The organism is Daejeonella sp. AP26 (assembly GCF_056680515.1).
On record NZ_CM155286.1, the window covers coordinates 857,419 to 874,470 of the forward strand.

Here is a 17,052-nt window from a genome sequence, read left to right on the forward strand (position 1 = left end):
TTGTGTTGTGAAGACCGACATTAGCCCGAAGTCTTCACTGTTACGTGAAGCAATTGCAAGGCTGTCAGATCTTCTAAAACCGATAACGCTATATAAATCAAATGAGTATAATTTTAAATCAAAGGCAGAGCAAGACATTACTCTATCTGGCGTTGTCTATATTGAGCAGCTGGGCAATATGCTTAACCATTGATTTTTATATAATATTTTTGTTCTTGCCTCCAATTTTTTTCAGTTTCGCTTTAACCTACAGTAATAAGCAGTACGTCAAACATAATGTATCCGCAACGGCCTTTGTTACTATAATTTCATTGTTGATGCTGGAGGGACTTCAGTATTTTTTTGGTTTATTAATAGTTCCGCTTGTTCAGTTAGCATTAATTTATATTGTATTAAGCTTAATTGTTAGCAATACGCAAAATGGAATCAAAATAGGATTGCGCCAATTCGTATTGGCTTTTGTGTTTCTCTCACTTAGCACATATCTCTCTATTGGGGGTTCAAAGATGATACTTGGAGCATTTGAGGCTAAACAGTGGCGATATTTCGTAACCCAGTTACTAACCGGATTCTATATCATCTCTTTGCTGACAATGGTTCCGAAAGAGAACGATACAGTTAGTTCGATTCCTAATTCTGATTTGAAGGATCCAATTATAAGAGACGAAAACGAGGTAGCCTCGTTTGCAATGACTGGAGCATTTCTGATTCTTTCCGTTATTTCTTTAATCTTACTTTACCTGATTCATATGTTGAGTAAAATGAACTTTTAGAATAATTTAAAGGAAAGGTTCTGTGAGACTTACCGGCTATAAATCATAGCCCATGATCCAATCATTCCAATCAAAGTTCAGACTATTTTACCGTTCACTCAATAATCCCTACCGTTCACCCTTTTTATCAGGTGAAAGAGGTGAATTATTTTAGATTCGTTTTCGATTTGTCTCTATCGAACGATATTTAAGCCTTTTGAATGTATTTTTAATTAGACTAAACTTTTTCGACAAATGATAATAATTAACCGGTTGGTCGATCTTATGAAGAAACAATTACTGTATATCCTTACAATTTTATTATTTGTCCTGTCAGTGTCAGAAGTACGATCACAGGTAAAGTCACTTTCAGTTAAAAAAGACTTTTTCAAGAGTAGCGCAGCCATCAGGTCGGTTCGCTTAAGTGAAACATCTCTAGCCTTTGTATCCAACAAAAACGATAAAACCGTTGAGATTAGCGGAACAGATAATAATGCCAATAGAATATGGGCAGCGACAGTCGACGGTTATTTGCAGGAGACAGCCATGCTTGGAAAACATCTGCTGGTTTTAGTAAGTACTGATTTTACTGTATTTACCCGCGCAAGTAGTATTTATAAAGCCTTTCTGATTAGTGCTGATAACGGCACCATTTTGAAAGAGAAAATTTTGTTTAAGGGTAATGACGATTATTTCACTTTCCCGTATTTACTCATCTCGAAAGATAAAAAAACACTTACCCTTGCTGCCCGTGAAACCGCAATTAAAAGAAATGTTAAGGTAGGAATAGGCCCTATTGGAGCAATATACGCTGCGAAAAAAATGTCTGATCAGGCCAATAAAGTCAGGGGTTTTAATGTGCTTACCTTTGATGAGGATCTTGGAGAAAAAAATGCGATAAACCTGGATCTTCCTGACGGAGAATTTATTGGTATTCAGAAAACGATGAATGAAGACCTTTACACCGCTGTTTCAGAAAATAAAAAAGGCATCACTATTTCTAAGTATTTACCTGGGTCAGTAAAATCGATAAAAACTGTTACGGAGCCTTATGTTCTTCAGCAGGGACTGTTAAGTATGAATCGCCTGGGTGATGCAATTACGTTTTATGCTGATACCCTGAACAATAACACAGTATATCTTTCAGGATCTTTCAAATTAGACGACGACTATATCACCATGTTTAACAAATATGACTTCGCCGGCGATCAGCATAAACGTTTCAAAAAAAGTTTTACAAATGAAGATGTAAAGGGAATAGCAAAATCATATACACCATTTAGCAAAGAGTTTAAGAAAATTGTGTTTGCACCTGCCAGATCATTGGAATTAGTGAAGTTAATGATCCATGAAAAGGGTTATTTTATGGTTTTATCAGATAATAAATACTTTGGAATAATTGTCTATAACCTGGACCCGAACTTAGAAATTAAAACCACTTCTGCAATTCCCCGTAATTATACTGGGGGTAATATAGCATCATTAAATATTCACCAGCAGGGTGAGGAACTTTATCTTTTAGCTTCTCACGATGACCATGCGAATTTCATAGCAGCCAAAATCAACATTAATTCAGGAAAATTAATAGGTCTGCAGAGAATGGTGCCGGATAAGGCCAATACTACCGACAGCGCCGACCTGTCGAATGCTCTTTTTAATACTAAGAATTTTATTGTCCCAGTTATAGACGGTAAAACTACTTCCTTAGGCAGGGAAAAGAATGATGTTCAGCTGTATCAGTTCGGCTGGTAATTTAACCCGAAAAGGAAATTTGTCAATAAATATACCTATGATTAGAACTTTAACTTTTCTATTGTTAATTATTTCTCCGGTAATTCTAAAGGCCCAAAATTTGGGCATCCAGATCGGGACGGAATACGAAAGTCCGCTTGGACAATTCGGCAATACCTATAAACCGGTACCGGCTTATCACATCGATATACTGTCCCTTACAGAGAACGATCATATTATAAACTTTAGCCTGGGATATCGCAATTTTAAGCCTAAAGCAGATGTATTTCATTATTTGACTGACGACGGCGAAAGCGGCACTGCTACCTTTTCTGACTATAAAGCGATCTCGGCTTATGTTGGCTATATGCACAACTTTAACCTTTCAGAGGTATTTAAATTGGGTTTCGGCTTTAATTTCGGTGCTTACGAATCAACCTATTCCCATACCTCACAGGATAGATATCAAAGTTACGCAGGTTCTTTCGGTGATCTGAATGTTTATTTAGCTGCCAAAACCGGAGTGGCATATGACCTTTCAGAAAGGATCCGGATTAACTTGCAGGCTAAATACAATGGCTTTTCGCCGACCGGTACAAATGATAACCAGACACCGGCATTTAATGGCCATATTGGGACCGTTAATCAAACATGGGCTGGGGGCATATCAGTAGCTTATAAATTCGACCTCAGTTTGTTTTAAGCTTTGGAACGACAATACGTGATTTTTCAAAAAAGCTCCTTCGACCTAATTCCCTATTGTATGGCACAGGGTTGCGGGTTAGCAACGCTAATTAATTTTATCTTGACAGATAATTAGTAGAGTGCCCCCTGAAACTCGTACTTGCCTTCTTAATTAATATCCGCAGTAGAACATGAAAAATTTAATAACGATTCTATCTATTTCCTTGACGATTTTTGAGCTTTTGCCTCCAGATACTATAAACCTATGAAGATGAAAGTGAACAACAGGAATAACACAATAATCAAATAGATTATGAGGCTGGATATAGAAGATTTAAAAAAAATTAATATTGTCCTCATAGTGTACGTTATCTTCTCATTAATAATAATGATATACAACTCGCTGTGAGTAAGAGCCATTTGCACATTTGACTACCGTTCTCTCAATAACTGCTACCGTTCCCGTTTCCTTCATTAGCACATTTCCTCATTAACATATTAGCACATTAGCTACCGTTCCCTCAATAACTTCTACCGCCACTCTTTTCCTTCATCTGCACATATACTCATCCGCACATTTGCACATCAATTTTACCGTTCCCTCAATAATTCCTACCGTTCACCCTTTTTATCAGGTGATCACCCCCAATAGCTTTATATTGAAGAATTATCCCACCCTAGCATCGTATGCAAAATCGTTTTGGAAGATGGGGCAGGGCAGGTGGAATGGGTTTATACCGATGAGCTGGGCGAAGCCATACTGGAAAATATACTCCGGAAATTTAAGATAGGTGGTGCAGCAAAATTAAATATAGATTCTGGGCCTACTACTTTTGTATATATCCCAGGTATTGAAGGCCTTCATAATTAAAATAAAAGGTATGTTAGCTGACCTAAGTGAAATATATACGCAATCGACAGCATATATTTACTAGTTAAGCGCAAGCGTAAAAACATGACAGCCGAACAATTCAAAAAGACTTGGACTTCAATTGAAGACAATTTATCAGTGCTTAAAAGGGAAAGCGTCATTGACCTCAACCTTTCTCCTTCAACTATTGACTTTTTGACAACATGCGGACTTCCTAATGATGCTGCGCCTTTTTTATCCTTCTGTAAGGACACAAGTGACGTTTTCGAAGGCATAAGTAAATTAACAAGGCAGTACGACTTTCTTGAGTCCGAATTCGAAAAGTATGTAGTGATTGGTTCAACTGGAAATGGCGACCCTATTGCAATTAATACCGAGAGTAATGACCAAGTCTTACTGCTTGACCATGAAGACGATTTTTCTTCAATTTTTGTTAACAGCTCAATCCTTACACTCGCTAAATGCCTTGTCGTCTATCGTGACTTTATTTTAACTATTCAAAGAGAAAATGGAGAAGACGCTTTAATGAATTCAGATTTTACCGACGAGCAATTCGAGAATTTAAAGCAGCAATTAGAAGTTGCCGACAATAAAGTATTTACTGAAAGTGGGTTTTGGAAAGACCAGGTTGAAATGGAACTTGTATTGCGACAAGACTCGAGACGTGGAAAATAAGAACGCCAGCGCTTAACATCAGGTTTACATTATGCCCGGGTGACGTGGTTCATGTTCTGTTGTGCTTTTTAATTACTTTAGTACTCGGGCGACAAAGAAGTGCTATTTATTCGGGCACAATATAAACCTGTAACCGTTATAAGCCATTTTAGAAAGACGACACAGATATGGGAACATGGGGAACAGCCATAAAAGACAGTGACGCATTTGCTGACATATACAGTGAGTTTTTCGACTTATATAATAAAGGTGGGCAACCCGATATTATTTCAAAAAAAGTTACTGACGACAACTGGGAAATTCTTGAAATAGAAGAAGAAAAAAACAGTTTGTGGTTTGCTCTTGCTTTAGCCCAATGGGAAACAAAATCTCTTGACCCAAAAGTATTATCGAAAATTGAAAACATAATTTCATCAGGTGCCGACTTGAAAACTTGGCTCGACCTTGGTGCAAGTGAACATGATATTAAAAAGCGGAAAATTGCTCTCGATAGGTTCCTTGAAAAAATAAAGTCTGACAGGCCAAAAGCAAAACCTAGAAAGCGAGCTAAATCAAAAACTCCAATTTTTACTACAGGAGACTGCTTTGTTTTTAAACTGACAAATGGAAATTATGGTGGCGCTGTTGTATTAGCTAGTGACAATAATCCTGAGACGGCATACAATTTAGTTGCAACAACTAGACTAAATCAAGGCACAAAACCGACAATTAAAGACTTTGAAAATGCTGATATTCTGATTTGCAATTTTGGACAATGGCAAGACAAACCAGATGTAACTTGGTATATGCCTGACTTGTTTTACAAAGACTACTCGAGTATTTACGAGCATATTGGAAAAATTACTGTTGACATAGAATATGACACAAAGAATTATGACGGTAAAGGTTACTTATTTAAACCTTCGTGGACATCAGGATGGAGTATGAATAATGCTGCGGAAAGACAATTTGAATCTGAATTGACTAAACCCAAACCGACAATGACCTTAACTATGAGGCAGTTGACAAAAAAAGAGAAATGGTGGAAAGTATTCTAAGAAAAAAACGGCTTATAATCGAGTAGACGGCCTCACCGCTCATAAGCGATGAGGTGCGCCTCTCACACCACCGTACCCTTCGGCTTCGCTCGGGGCAGGCCAGGCGGGTCTCGTATACGGCGGTTCGATATCTGATGGGGAAACTTTTAGATAATAATCCAGCATAGATCTGTAGCCTCGTTTTGCTAGACGTTCGAGCGTAATGGTTGTGACCATAATAGGGCTTTGTGCTACAGCCCATCCTCCCATTCTCGTTCTGCTCCAGGAGTAAGCCTGTTCAGGGTTTATGCCTAAACGAGTCAGGTTTTTTCCTTTTCCGTTCAGGCTTCTTCCAGTCGGTCCAGATGCAGTACCGTAACCGGTTTCGCAGCCAGCCGTCCAGTTCCTTCAGTTTTCCTGTTAAACTTGCCATGCGGAAATAATTGATCCAACCGTGCTGTATCTCTTTAAGCTTTTGTATTCGCTCGGGGAAACTTAGTGGATGGGTTTTCCTTGTGGCTGCTTTCAGCTTTTCTTTGAGGTTCTTCCAGCTTTTATCGCTTACCACAAGTTGGTATTTGCCTTTATCACCCTTTTTATAGGTGGCACAAATTTGTAGCCCAGCAGTCCGAATTGCACAGGTTTGCGGATGCCGCTTTTCTCCCGGTTAATCGGAAGTTTCAGCTTGTCCTGTAAAAACAGGTAAATCTGATTTCCAACCTTGCGGGCTGCCTGATTACTTTTGGTATAAATACGGCTACGGGCTCCCATCTTAATCGGTGGAAAGCTCCGTTTTACGTTTACTGGTTGTTGACTTCCATTAAAGCCGGTTGGCTTTGGATATTGGAATATGGAAGATCTGTTTTTTTAGTCATTCCCTTTTGGGGCTTAGTCGGCTGCTTACTGCCACCCTTATCTTTTTTCGGTGTAGTTTTCTGCTTTTCGGGCATAGCCTGACCAGGCCTTATAAAAGCATTGTATTTTTAACATGGACTGTTTGCAGGAGTTGAGCATGTGATGGAGGACCGCGTTTGGGCAGGGTTTCCAGGGTAATCATGGCTTTAATTATGCTATGCGACGCTGGGAAAAACTACCGAAGGTTTAGTACAACAAGGGTTTTGCAACAATTGTGGGTGACTTGGTTTATGATCTGTACTGCTTTTAATTTACGGTTGTAACTTGCGGAAATTCAGTGCTTACTATCCGCCATCTTTGCAAAGCCCTGACCGTTCCTGTAAGGCCTTCATGCGATACCAAAGAGGGAATGGAAGGTTAATTAAAGCTATGACCTTGTAATAGATCAAGCCCATCATCCAATCATAATCAAAGTTCCAGGCAATTATACCGCTCCGCCTTCCTTCATTTGCACATTTCCTCATTTGCATATTTGCACATTTGCCTACCGTTCCTTCAATAATTCCTACCGTTCACCCTTTTAATCAAGTGATTGCACTCGATAAATTATATTAAAGAACTACTCTGCCCAGGCATCATAAGATAAATCTTAAAATCGTTTAGAAAGATGAGGGAGGGCAGGGGGAATTAGTAAAAAACTACAGCGCCGGTCTCTGCTAGAGACCTTGCTGCAAAAGCTTTTTCTATTTAAAGCGGTTAGCTAGTTGACTGAAGTCATTGATCTTAACGATTGAACCTGTATCCGCATAACGATTGAACTTATCGTACAATATGGCTTCAATTCCCAGTTCCCTTGCTGCTTCGATTTCAGAATGTGGGTCATCACCAACAACCAGCACCTCTGAATTGATGTATCCGTTCCTTTCTATTATATCTGTAAATACATCCTTTTTAGTCATCTCAGATGTCGCCGGGTCTACAATGTGGATTTCTTTAAAATCCTGATCGAGCTTCATTCCTTTGATTTTGCTGTGCTGGAGTTTTAAAAACCCCGTTGTCACCAGGTATTTTTCAATAGTCAAGCCTTTTAATTCATAATAATCCGGAAATGGCTGTATAGTTCCTTCATAGGAAAGGTTATGAAGCAAATCAATTCCCTGTTTGGTTAAATTTTCACTAAATCCGAATTCAGAAGCTACTACCTGAAAAGGCCTTCGCATGATTTCCGCTTTTATTGATGGAATGTCACCTGAAAATTCATTACTGCTTTCAATCAGCGTAAAAAGTGACGAGAACAGTTCGTTTCCTATAGAAGGAACTGAATATATCGTATTGTCGAGATCGAGTATTATTGCTTTTTTAGTCATTTTAATTTAATTGTTTTTTTCGTTTTTATAATTAGCTGCATCATCCGGTACGCTTCTTACAGCTTTAAAATCCCGATGATGGTTTAACACAAATGGTCTTAATTTGAAAGATTTAAAACAGCAATAGTGCCCTACTGCTGTTCTGCTATTATCAATTGATTTGTTTACCACTTATCCAGTCCTAAGAGTTTTCTTCCTAAAGGTGAAAGTGTCGCCTGAGGATACCTAGTCTTTTCCCATTCTCTCGGGTCACCCGGAAACGCGAATCCTTCCGGAGCCCGCTTTTCCTTCCAGGAAGCAATTCTCCATTGCCTTAATTCCTCATCGTCTTCTTGTGCAGGCATCATAGAAATATATTGTGCCATTCTAACTTTATTACCGCTGGTATTTGCTCTTATTCCATGAGGCTGGGTACTGTTAAAAATTAGCAGATCTCCCGCTTCCATGGGTACTTTCTCTATTTTGAAACCGCTAACGTCTGGTTTGAAATGGTCACGGTCATCGGGTTGGGTAAGTTTCCAGGTTTCATAGGTCCGGTATAATTCAGGCACGCACTGAAATCCTCCCATTTCCGGATCAGTTTGGTCTGCCAATGCCACTAAACCCTGTACATTTTGTGGTTTGGTTTCGGGATCATAATCCCAGTGTATAAAACCTTTGTATTCGTGCCCCGGTCTGATAGGGAAATTTAAGTTGGCCCGGTCGATTGTCACCCACAGTTTTTCCATTCCCCAAATATCCGCAAAGGCCTGGTGCACGGTTGGGTATTGCCTGTTATCCCATAAGTACTGGTGATTGTATACCTCCACCATTCCGGTATTGGTTAATTCTTTCATCTTCATTTCAGCCCGTGCCGGAGCATACCATGTTTCCTGGTCCCTGGGGTCTTTTTCTTCGAACTCCCAAAGAAAGTTCGCTAAACGTTCCACCTGTTCTTTAGGTACCGCATTTTTAATCACAACATAACCGTTGTGTATCCAAAACTGCCAGTCTTCTTCAGTAAGGATACGAAGCGGTGAACCGTTACTGCGGTTGTTTAACTTTACCTTGCTGCTCTTCGCTGTAGAAGGGTTTCCGGGAATGTCATTGTGTGCATTGGTCGCTCCCATTTGGTGAGCCATTGTTTCCTCTTTCATATAAAATATTTTTTTAGGTTTTGATATATCAAAGTTACGCTCCTCAATACTGGGTCACTTTATCCTGAATGACCTACTTTTGTTCTGTATTGACCTGTTTCCATTTATACTTGAAGTTTTATAACTTTATTAGAGCTAATGTTATGAGACCATCACAAGCTTGCCGTTTGCAAATAGCGAAGAGTATAAGCTTATACAGCACCGATAAAAAATCAAACGATATACTCATGAAACCTCCATGTCCATCATCATACCAACCGAACTTAGCGTAGCGTTCTCTTGAACACCGTTCAAAACAAACAACTGGTTGTGAAAAAATGAATCCCGAAAGCTTTCTGGAAAGCACGTGGAAGCTTCATAACCGATAAAAAAATCAGATACAAATGAAAATTCAGAAGGAATTAGTACAAATCAATCCCGGGCAGTCATTTAAGCTTTTTGAACCCCGGTTAAGAAATTATTTCTACTGGCACTATCATCCGGAATATGAATTGGTATATGTGGAAGCTATCAACGGCATTCGGCATGTGGGTCAGCACATTTCAAGTTATCTCGGTAGCGACCTAATATTTATAGGCCCCAATGTACCGCATTTGAATTTCGACTATGGAATTGAAACTGAATACAAACAGACGGTCGTCCAGCTTAAAGAAAACTTTTTAGGAGACGCTTTGAAGGAGACCCCGGAATTTTCTGCTCTTCAGGAACTTTTTGCGCGGGCATACCTGGGGCTCTCCTTTACTGGCGAAACAAAGGCTTTAGTGGTCGAAAAGCTTAGGCAGATGCAGGGCCTAAACCATTTTCAACAGCTTTTATCCTTACTGGAAATATTTCAACTACTCGCCAGCACTAAAGAAGTACAGGAGCTCAATGATCAGGACACGAGTATAAAACTTTTCCTTAATGATAAGATCAGGATGGGCTCTATTTATCAGTATATTCATGCGAACTACAATCAGTCGCCAAACGTGAATGAAGTTGCTTCAGATGTACACCTGAGTACCGCTGCTTTCTGCAGGTATTTCAAGAGGCAAACAAAGCTGACTTTCACCGACTTTGTTAACCGCTATCGTATTACGCAGGCGAAAACCTTGCTGCTTCAGGATAAAAGTGTTTCGGAGGTGTGCTATGAAGTCGGTTTTGAAAGCCTTTCTTATTTCAGCAAGCTTTTTAAAAAAGAAACCGGTGAAAATCCTTCAGTCTTCAAACGAAATCATCTTGCTTCAACCTGAAACTCTTCAACCTTCAGTCTGAAATCGTAGGGGACAAATAATTCACCGATTACGATACAGCCATCTGCGGCTTGGCAGCAATTGAGAGCATGGTCTGTCAAAGCCGATGCTTTTTAATTACTTTGCTGCTGGTTTGAATGACAGATTGAAAGATCATGAAAAGTTTAACCGTCTCCTAAATCATACCCCATCATCCAATTATTCAATCAAAGTTCCAGACAATTTTACCGTTCCCTCAATAATTCCTACCGTTCCCTCTTTTTTTACAACAAAGCACACTAACCGTATGCTATAAATCATAGCCCATCATCAAATCATTTCAATCAAAGTTCAGACATTTTTACCGTTCCCTCAATAATCCCTACCGTTCACCCTTTAAATCGTCTGGGCATCCTAAAATATTTTAAATTGAGGCGATTATTAATATTTTATAGTATTAGGCTTTCAAAGCCTATATTCACCAGTAGGCCTTGTAGTGAGAGTAAATTTGAGGAGGTGCGGTTAGAAGACTATTTATACCATTATACGAGAAAATTTGGATATGATTAACCTATAGCTTAATTTTGTGAAACAAAAATGCGAAAAGCTTGTTATTTCTAATGACGGGAGAAGGGCTATATATGTTGATTCTGCGAACAAAAACGAGATAATTGCCTATATACAGCAAGATCTTCGGCATAAAAAAAAGTTTCGCTTCATCTCAGATATAATCATCAACGGCCATTCTAACAAGGACGTTTACTGTAGGGAAGATATTGACGCTAAATGCAAAGATGTTACAGCAATGAGGTTCTTTGTAGGTCAAGAAAATGATAGAATATATTGTAAAGAAGTCAAGACCGCAACTGGCACACTAGTGGTAATAGCATCCATTCTTCATTTAAAAAAGAAAACTAAAACCCTTTCAAGCAAAGAAATAGCCCTTATAAGGAAAGTAGCAAATACTGAATATGACATCGAAAAATAAATTTATCGTATCAGAAGAGTTTCAAGATCTTTTTGCTTTTGACAGTAAAGAGGAACAGATTGAACATGATGCAAAAATTATCATGGCGCGATATTTAAGCGAGATTGAAAAGATAATTGAAGATAAAAATATCAACAAAAAGCAGCTTGCGGCACTGATTAAGACATCTCCAAGTTATGTAACCCAACTCTTCAGGGGAAATAAACTATTAAACTTAGAAACAATCGCCAAAATAGAGGATGCACTTGATGTGACGTTTCAAATAAGAGCAAAAAGTAATGCCTTTACAGAATTGTTAGATGAAGATATAGTCTGTTCTTTTATTGCTAGTTTCCCTATCAAGGATGGTCTTTGGGCATTCTATCCCAGAAAAGAAGAAAATTTAAAAACTGAGGAGTTTATTCCAGAGGCGAAATCCACGGTAAAACACAAACTTAGAGTTGTAGCAGCATGATTGCAAAACGTTCGCCACTAGACCTTCATACGTTTCTATTGATAGAAACTGAGTATCTATTTACTCATCCTAGGGAAGCAGTTGAAGACATATCATTGATTAGTAATCAGTATGAAATTGATATAGATTATAAGATTACTCAAAATGGCGAAACTGGGTACCAATTGTTTGTAAGGATTGGAATTAATAAAGATCAATCATTACCAGGTTACAGTTTATTGGCCGAGGGAATAGGTATTTTTAACTTTGAGCCTTCATTACAGCTTTCTAAGGGTGATAAATTCAATTTCCTGTTATTTTCTGGAATCAGTATTTGCATCAATAGCTTAAGATCAATAATTTCTACATTGACGGCGCATGGCCCGTTTGGCAAATATTTACTCCCTACCATAGATGTTACCGACCTGATTGATCAAAGAAGGGAACGGGCTAAACAGAATTTGAAAAAAAAGGACGCAAAATCAACTAAACCAGTTAGGAAAGTAAAACTTTAAGATCTTACGGCATTTTCAAGAGCCTTCCTCATACGGTTTAAACAAGGCGTGTTGGATTTCCTCGTGATTAGTAGATGAAATTAAAGTTCTATGATTAATAATGCTTATTAAGAACCCGGTAACAGCACAGCTTCATGAGGTGTGGAAACAAAGAATAACTCAGGCATTCCCGGATATAAACTTTTCCGATTCCACTGATTACTTAAGCTTAATAGGTTACCTTGATAAATCTCCCCAAAAATTCTATTCAAGAGTTGCATTTGAACAATACCATTCTGCTTTACAAAAAATTCAGCAAAAAGATCCCATCCTCCTCGGGAGCATTTTAAATGACGCTGAGTCCGTATTGAGCATTTCCAACAAGGTTTTGGCAGAGGTTAATCAAAAACCTATTCATGACACATTTTTACCCGGTGCCCATAATGACCTAATAAATTTTATTGATACGGAAGTTCATTATAATTTACTAAAACTTTATGAAACCGCGTTTTTTCAATTCTGTTGCATTCTCGCAAAATATTACTGGATAAAAGCAGATAAGGGAACAGATGGCCTGAATTTGAATAATGTTGTAACAGAAATTAAAGAAAATGGATTCGAGTTTATTGACCCTTACTATCTTCATGACGTCAGAAACGGTATTGCGCATGGGAAAATAGTTTTTACAGATTTGGATATTACATACATTGACAAGAAGGGGAAGAACACAAAAATACCAACAAGGAAAATTGTCGAAACATTAGACGCTATCCTGGATATAACAAATGGCTTCTGTCTTGCATTCAAAATCTTCTGTTTTACTAATAATGACTTTTTTGAAAGTTATGGGATTCAAATCCCTAAATCAATTTTGCTTGAGGAACTGCAGGCAAAAGCAAATGGACCCGGCTGGAAAATCACCAACTGCATTGAAAGCATGGCAATGCAAGACAAACGTCAGTTAATTATTTATGCGAAAAATGATAACTGGGATTACTTTAAAGTTCAATGGTACTGCTTTATTACAGCTTATTGGGCAGAGTTCTTAACAAAATCCTATGACCGAATATTCTTTTCGCTTCATTCTACCCACGCCAGAGTTTCGAAAGCGGGATGGGCTGCATTTGATGGGAGTAAGTTCAGGTATTTAAGAGAGAAAAATGAAACACGTTTTGAAGAATTCAAAGGCGTGCTTGAAAATGACCTCATTTTCTTTGTCCCAAAAATTAAATGGCCAGCATTCGTTTATAAAATAGGATCATATCGAAGTATTATTAAAATGACCATGCCAATAGCTTGGCGAAAATATCAGGAAACATACTTTCCAAAACACTTTGTCTTCCGAGAAACCCAAATACATTCAAAGGGAAGTTTCACGGTTGTCCAAGATCCAAGCGTAATTATAAATGTGCAATTTTTAGACGACGTTGAAAATCTAATAAGGATAAACAAGAAGAAAATTGTATCCGATGCAATTGCATACTCCCGAAAGCAATGTAGTTGGTTTTCAAGCACTAAGTATTTGCCAGTAAAATACATCCGAGTTTTTATATACGATTCGGACAAAAGAGTAAGGGACCTTCGTAACTCAGGCTTAATTCCAGAGCTAATTGCAACTATTGAAGTAAATACTTCTAAGCGTATCAAGACTATAGATATTTTATGCGGAACCGCCGAACAACATGGAAAATATAGAATTGTATGGAACAACTGGTGGCAGGGTAAAAGCACGGCCGGTTAAAAGGCGTCTTCTGCGGTTCACATTTTTTATCAGTTTATTACTCTGGCCCATTGTTTTCTTAAACATAAATCATTCTCAAACAATAAGCTGTTGCCAGGAGCATGCTCCCCGCATGGAACTTGTACAGCATGTTCATAGCCCATCATCCAATCAATTCAATCAAAGTGCAGACAATTTTACCGTTCCCTCAATAATTCCTACCGTTCACCCTTTTTATCAGGGTATTACCCTCGATAGCTGCATATTGAGGAAATATTCCACCCTCGCATCATAAGATGATATCTGCAAAATCGGTTCAAAAGATGAGGGAGGGCAGGTGGAATTAGTGAAAAAACAGTAGGGTACTCTGCGAGAGACCCTGCTGCGACAAAAAGAAGCAATTGCTTAATAAATATTTATAAGTTTATAGGATAAGCGCTTTCTATGAAACACCTGACCTTCGTCCTACTGGTAATTCTCTCGAATAGTTCCCTTGGCCAGGTTAAAAGCGACTTGCTGAGAAAAGAGTTATTGGAAATTTACAAGTCAGATCAATCATCCCGGGAGCAGCTATCTAAAATAGGGCCCGGTGATAAGGATTTTATGAGGCTTTGGAGAAAGCAAACCAGCATTGACTCCATTAATCTTTTAAGGATAATTGCAATTATCGATTCTGTAGGATATCCGGGAAAATCTATGGTGGGCGACATTGCGAATGAAGCTGCCTTTTATGTAATTCAGCATGCAGAACATAAAGATCGGGAGAAGTACCTGCCCGTTATAAAGAAAGCCGCCGATAATGGAGACCTTGCATGGAAACATGTCGCAAAAATGATTGATCGAATCAAAGTTGATTGGGGAGAAAAACAGATCTATGGAACTCAAATGATTCCAATTAAGGATCCTAAAACCGGGTTTATAACTGACAAGTATCAATTTGCTCCGATAAAAAGTTCAAGGAATGTCAACAAACGGAGATTACGAGTTGGCCTTAATACAATTGAACAGCAAGCAACTGAATTTGGTGTGGTTTATAAAGAGTAATATGTTGGATCTCATTTGCACATTTACTCATTTGCACATTTGGTCATTTTCCGTACCCTCAATAATCCCTACCATTCACCCAATTTATCAAGTGATTACTCTCGATAGCTTTATATTGAGGAATTATTCCACCCTCGCATCAAAAGACATTTTATTAGTGAAACACGGCAGGGTACTCTGCTAGAAGCCTTGTGGCGTTAAAAGTGCGATATAATCGCAGTTATAAAGAATCCTCATTGCAAACGAGGACCATATGACAATATGAGTAAGATGCCTGCTGATTAGAAAAAGGAATAGCATGAAAGCGAAATCAGATTGCGAAATGGTGAAGATTTTATTGTTAGTCCTAATTGCTTTAACATTTTTTAGCGCGGCGCCATTTGACCACGAATGGATTTTTATAGTGCAAGTCGAGTATGGTGTAATATCGAATTTTAGGATCCAACATCCCACATATCGAATAATATGGTTGGTAAGTGTCGTTGCCCAAGTTGGAATAGTCAGGAGCTACTTTTTAATTGGCAAATCTCATTTTGGTCTTTATATAATATTATCCACCTTAGTTTATTTAATATGTAAGATATTTTTATTTACGCTTTTTAGCATTGCGTTGGTGCCCTTCTTAATGCTTTGGATATGGATCTTATTTTCCTCTCACAGAATACTAGGTTTCCAGGTACAAGCTAATAGGGTTTGATAGCGTTCCCCCTTCCTTCATTTGCACATTTGCTCATCGGCATATTTGCACATTCCCTTACCGTTCCCTCAATAATCCCACCATTCACCCTTTTCTATAATTTGAGCACTATTCAGTTTCTGGCACCAATTCAATATAATTATCCTGTGCGGATGGAGGGACTCGAACCCACCTTAGTCTATTTAGCCTGCACATACTGTCGAATGGTATCAATATAAATCATAGCCATCATCCAATCATTTCAATCAAAGTTCAGACAATTTTTACCGTTCCCTCAATAATTTCTACCGTTCACCCTTTTAATCAAGTAATTACCCTAGATAGCTTTATATTCAGGAATTATTCCCCTCTCGCATCATATACAAAATCGTTTTGGAAGATAGGGGAGGACAGGTGGAATTAGTGAAAACCACAGCTGGGTACTCTGCGAAAGACATGCTACGATAAAAGGGCGATACAATCGCAATTGTCAGGAATCCTCGTTGCAAACGAGGACTATATGAGTCGATACGCAATCGTTATAATATCCTCCTAGTGCGTGTTCATATAGATGTCCATCGCAGATCGAAGAGATCAACTGTTTTAAACGCTATCCTTAACTCGTGAAAATTTGTAATCTGAAAGCGAAGTCGGATAATATGCAGAAAGACATATCGATTGATAACTTTATCATCAGAACAGTACTTCCGAAAGAGATACCGCGTGTATGGCTTGAAGCTCAGAATCGATTAAGAATTGGCGACAAATTTAATAGTTACTTTAAACATTATATAGATGCTTTGAATCTGAGCCTTTGTCATCGTGATCATCATTATTACTACTTTTTAGATTATTTGCCAATTGTGCATTTGTTTTTATCTGAAAAGTCAGATTGATGCCAATCTTCGTTGCTCTTGTTTGTATGTCAGCTAATTTGTTGTCTTGGATTTCCAGTAATTGCTTTGCCTCTGTCTTATAGTCAGAGTCATTTGGTGCTAAACTAATTTTTTGAAACCATAGGGTATCAATTTGGCGGGCTGTTGAATGACATTCAGCTGCTAATATCTTTAACTCAATCGTTTTGCTTTCATACTTAAATGTTGTCTCAAGTCCAGTAATAATCGCAACAAAAAGCCCAATACAAGTAAAAAAAATAAGATTAAACTCATGGTCCGCCGTTAGCATTTTGTCAAAAGTTCCTTTAGTCGCTGCCAATGCTCCAAGAGCTATCACAGCGACTTTGGAACTTGTCCATCTGTAACTGAACGTTTGTGCATTATTTGCAAGAATCGTTGCAACTCGATTTAACTCCTCTTGTCTTATGCTAATTGCAGATTGTAAAGAGTCACGGTAGTCTTCTGTCATCGTTGAAATTCTATTTTGAAGTTGCAGCTAACTA

The 17,052-nt window shown here is 38.3% G+C and carries 16 protein-coding genes; 11 read left to right on the plus strand and 5 right to left on the minus strand.

What is annotated here, in order from left to right:
- Window positions 1-101: 101 nt before the first annotated feature.
- From AC1MCB_RS03660 to AC1MCB_RS03680, 5 genes are all read left to right on the plus strand, one after another.
- Window positions 102-773: a hypothetical protein gene (locus AC1MCB_RS03660; RefSeq protein ID WP_479967393.1), complete on the plus strand. Its 672-nt coding sequence runs from the start codon at window positions 102-104 to the stop codon at window positions 771-773.
- Between the two features lie 264 nt (window positions 774-1,037).
- The gene (locus tag AC1MCB_RS03665) at window positions 1,038-2,504 is read left to right on the plus strand and encodes a hypothetical protein (RefSeq protein WP_479967394.1); all 1,467 of its coding nucleotides are present in this window, start codon (window positions 1,038-1,040) and stop codon (window positions 2,502-2,504) included.
- 37 nt (window positions 2,505-2,541) lie between these two features.
- Window positions 2,542-3,186: a hypothetical protein gene (locus AC1MCB_RS03670; RefSeq protein ID WP_479967395.1), complete on the plus strand. Its 645-nt coding sequence runs from the start codon at window positions 2,542-2,544 to the stop codon at window positions 3,184-3,186.
- Window positions 3,187-4,122: 936 nt separating this feature from the next.
- Window positions 4,123-4,713, plus strand: coding sequence for an SUKH-4 family immunity protein (locus AC1MCB_RS03675; protein ID WP_479967396.1), 591 nt, complete (start codon window positions 4,123-4,125; stop codon window positions 4,711-4,713).
- A 167-nt stretch (window positions 4,714-4,880) separates the two neighbouring features.
- Window positions 4,881-5,750 carry a hypothetical protein gene (locus AC1MCB_RS03680; protein WP_479967397.1) on the plus strand — a complete coding sequence of 290 codons (870 nt, stop codon included), beginning with the start codon at window positions 4,881-4,883 and terminating at the stop codon, window positions 5,748-5,750.
- A 277-nt stretch (window positions 5,751-6,027) separates the two neighbouring features.
- Here AC1MCB_RS03680 and AC1MCB_RS03685 read toward each other — a convergent pair whose 3' ends face one another.
- The 4 genes from AC1MCB_RS03685 to AC1MCB_RS03700 form a co-directional block, all read right to left on the minus strand.
- The gene (locus AC1MCB_RS03685) at window positions 6,028-6,297 is read right to left on the minus strand and encodes a group II intron maturase-specific domain-containing protein (RefSeq protein WP_479967398.1); all 270 of its coding nucleotides are present in this window, start codon (window positions 6,295-6,297) and stop codon (window positions 6,028-6,030) included.
- Window positions 6,291-6,500 (minus strand): hypothetical protein, encoded by a 210-nt coding sequence (locus AC1MCB_RS03690; RefSeq protein ID WP_479967399.1) that lies wholly within the window; start codon window positions 6,498-6,500, stop codon window positions 6,291-6,293. Before AC1MCB_RS03690 ends, AC1MCB_RS03685 begins: the two co-directional genes overlap by 7 nt.
- Window positions 6,501-7,327: 827 nt before the next feature.
- Window positions 7,328-7,951 carry an HAD family hydrolase gene (locus AC1MCB_RS03695; protein ID WP_479967400.1) on the minus strand — a complete coding sequence of 208 codons (624 nt, stop codon included), beginning with the start codon at window positions 7,949-7,951 and terminating at the stop codon, window positions 7,328-7,330.
- 164 nt (window positions 7,952-8,115) lie between these two features.
- Window positions 8,116-9,087 carry a phytanoyl-CoA dioxygenase family protein gene (locus AC1MCB_RS03700; RefSeq protein ID WP_479967401.1) on the minus strand — a complete coding sequence of 324 codons (972 nt, stop codon included), beginning with the start codon at window positions 9,085-9,087 and terminating at the stop codon, window positions 8,116-8,118.
- 383 nt (window positions 9,088-9,470) lie between these two features.
- Between AC1MCB_RS03700 and AC1MCB_RS03705 the strand changes: the two genes are divergently transcribed.
- From AC1MCB_RS03705 to AC1MCB_RS03730, 6 genes are all read left to right on the plus strand, one after another.
- Complete coding sequence (locus tag AC1MCB_RS03705) at window positions 9,471-10,319, plus strand: AraC family transcriptional regulator (RefSeq protein WP_479967402.1); 849 nt, start codon at window positions 9,471-9,473, stop codon at window positions 10,317-10,319.
- Between the two features lie 565 nt (window positions 10,320-10,884).
- Entirely contained in the window at window positions 10,885-11,286 is a 402-nt protein-coding gene (locus AC1MCB_RS03710) for a hypothetical protein (RefSeq protein WP_479967403.1), read from the plus strand.
- Window positions 11,270-11,740, plus strand: a complete 471-nt coding sequence (locus AC1MCB_RS03715) for a helix-turn-helix domain-containing protein (protein ID WP_479967404.1) — start codon at window positions 11,270-11,272, stop codon at window positions 11,738-11,740. Before AC1MCB_RS03710 ends, AC1MCB_RS03715 begins: the two co-directional genes overlap by 17 nt.
- Complete coding sequence (locus tag AC1MCB_RS03720; protein WP_479967405.1) at window positions 11,737-12,234, plus strand: hypothetical protein; 498 nt, start codon at window positions 11,737-11,739, stop codon at window positions 12,232-12,234. Before AC1MCB_RS03715 ends, AC1MCB_RS03720 begins: the two co-directional genes overlap by 4 nt.
- Before the next feature lie 100 nt (window positions 12,235-12,334).
- Entirely contained in the window at window positions 12,335-13,954 is a 1,620-nt protein-coding gene (locus tag AC1MCB_RS03725) for a hypothetical protein (RefSeq protein ID WP_479967406.1), read from the plus strand.
- 423 nt (window positions 13,955-14,377) lie between these two features.
- On the plus strand, window positions 14,378-14,977 hold the full coding sequence (locus tag AC1MCB_RS03730) for a DUF6624 domain-containing protein (RefSeq protein WP_479967407.1): 600 nt from the start codon (window positions 14,378-14,380) through the stop codon (window positions 14,975-14,977).
- A 1,456-nt stretch (window positions 14,978-16,433) separates the two neighbouring features.
- Here the strand turns inward: AC1MCB_RS03730 and AC1MCB_RS03735 are convergent.
- Window positions 16,434-17,018 (minus strand): hypothetical protein, encoded by a 585-nt coding sequence (locus AC1MCB_RS03735; RefSeq protein WP_479967408.1) that lies wholly within the window; start codon window positions 17,016-17,018, stop codon window positions 16,434-16,436.
- Between the last annotated feature and the right edge of the window lie 34 nt (window positions 17,019-17,052).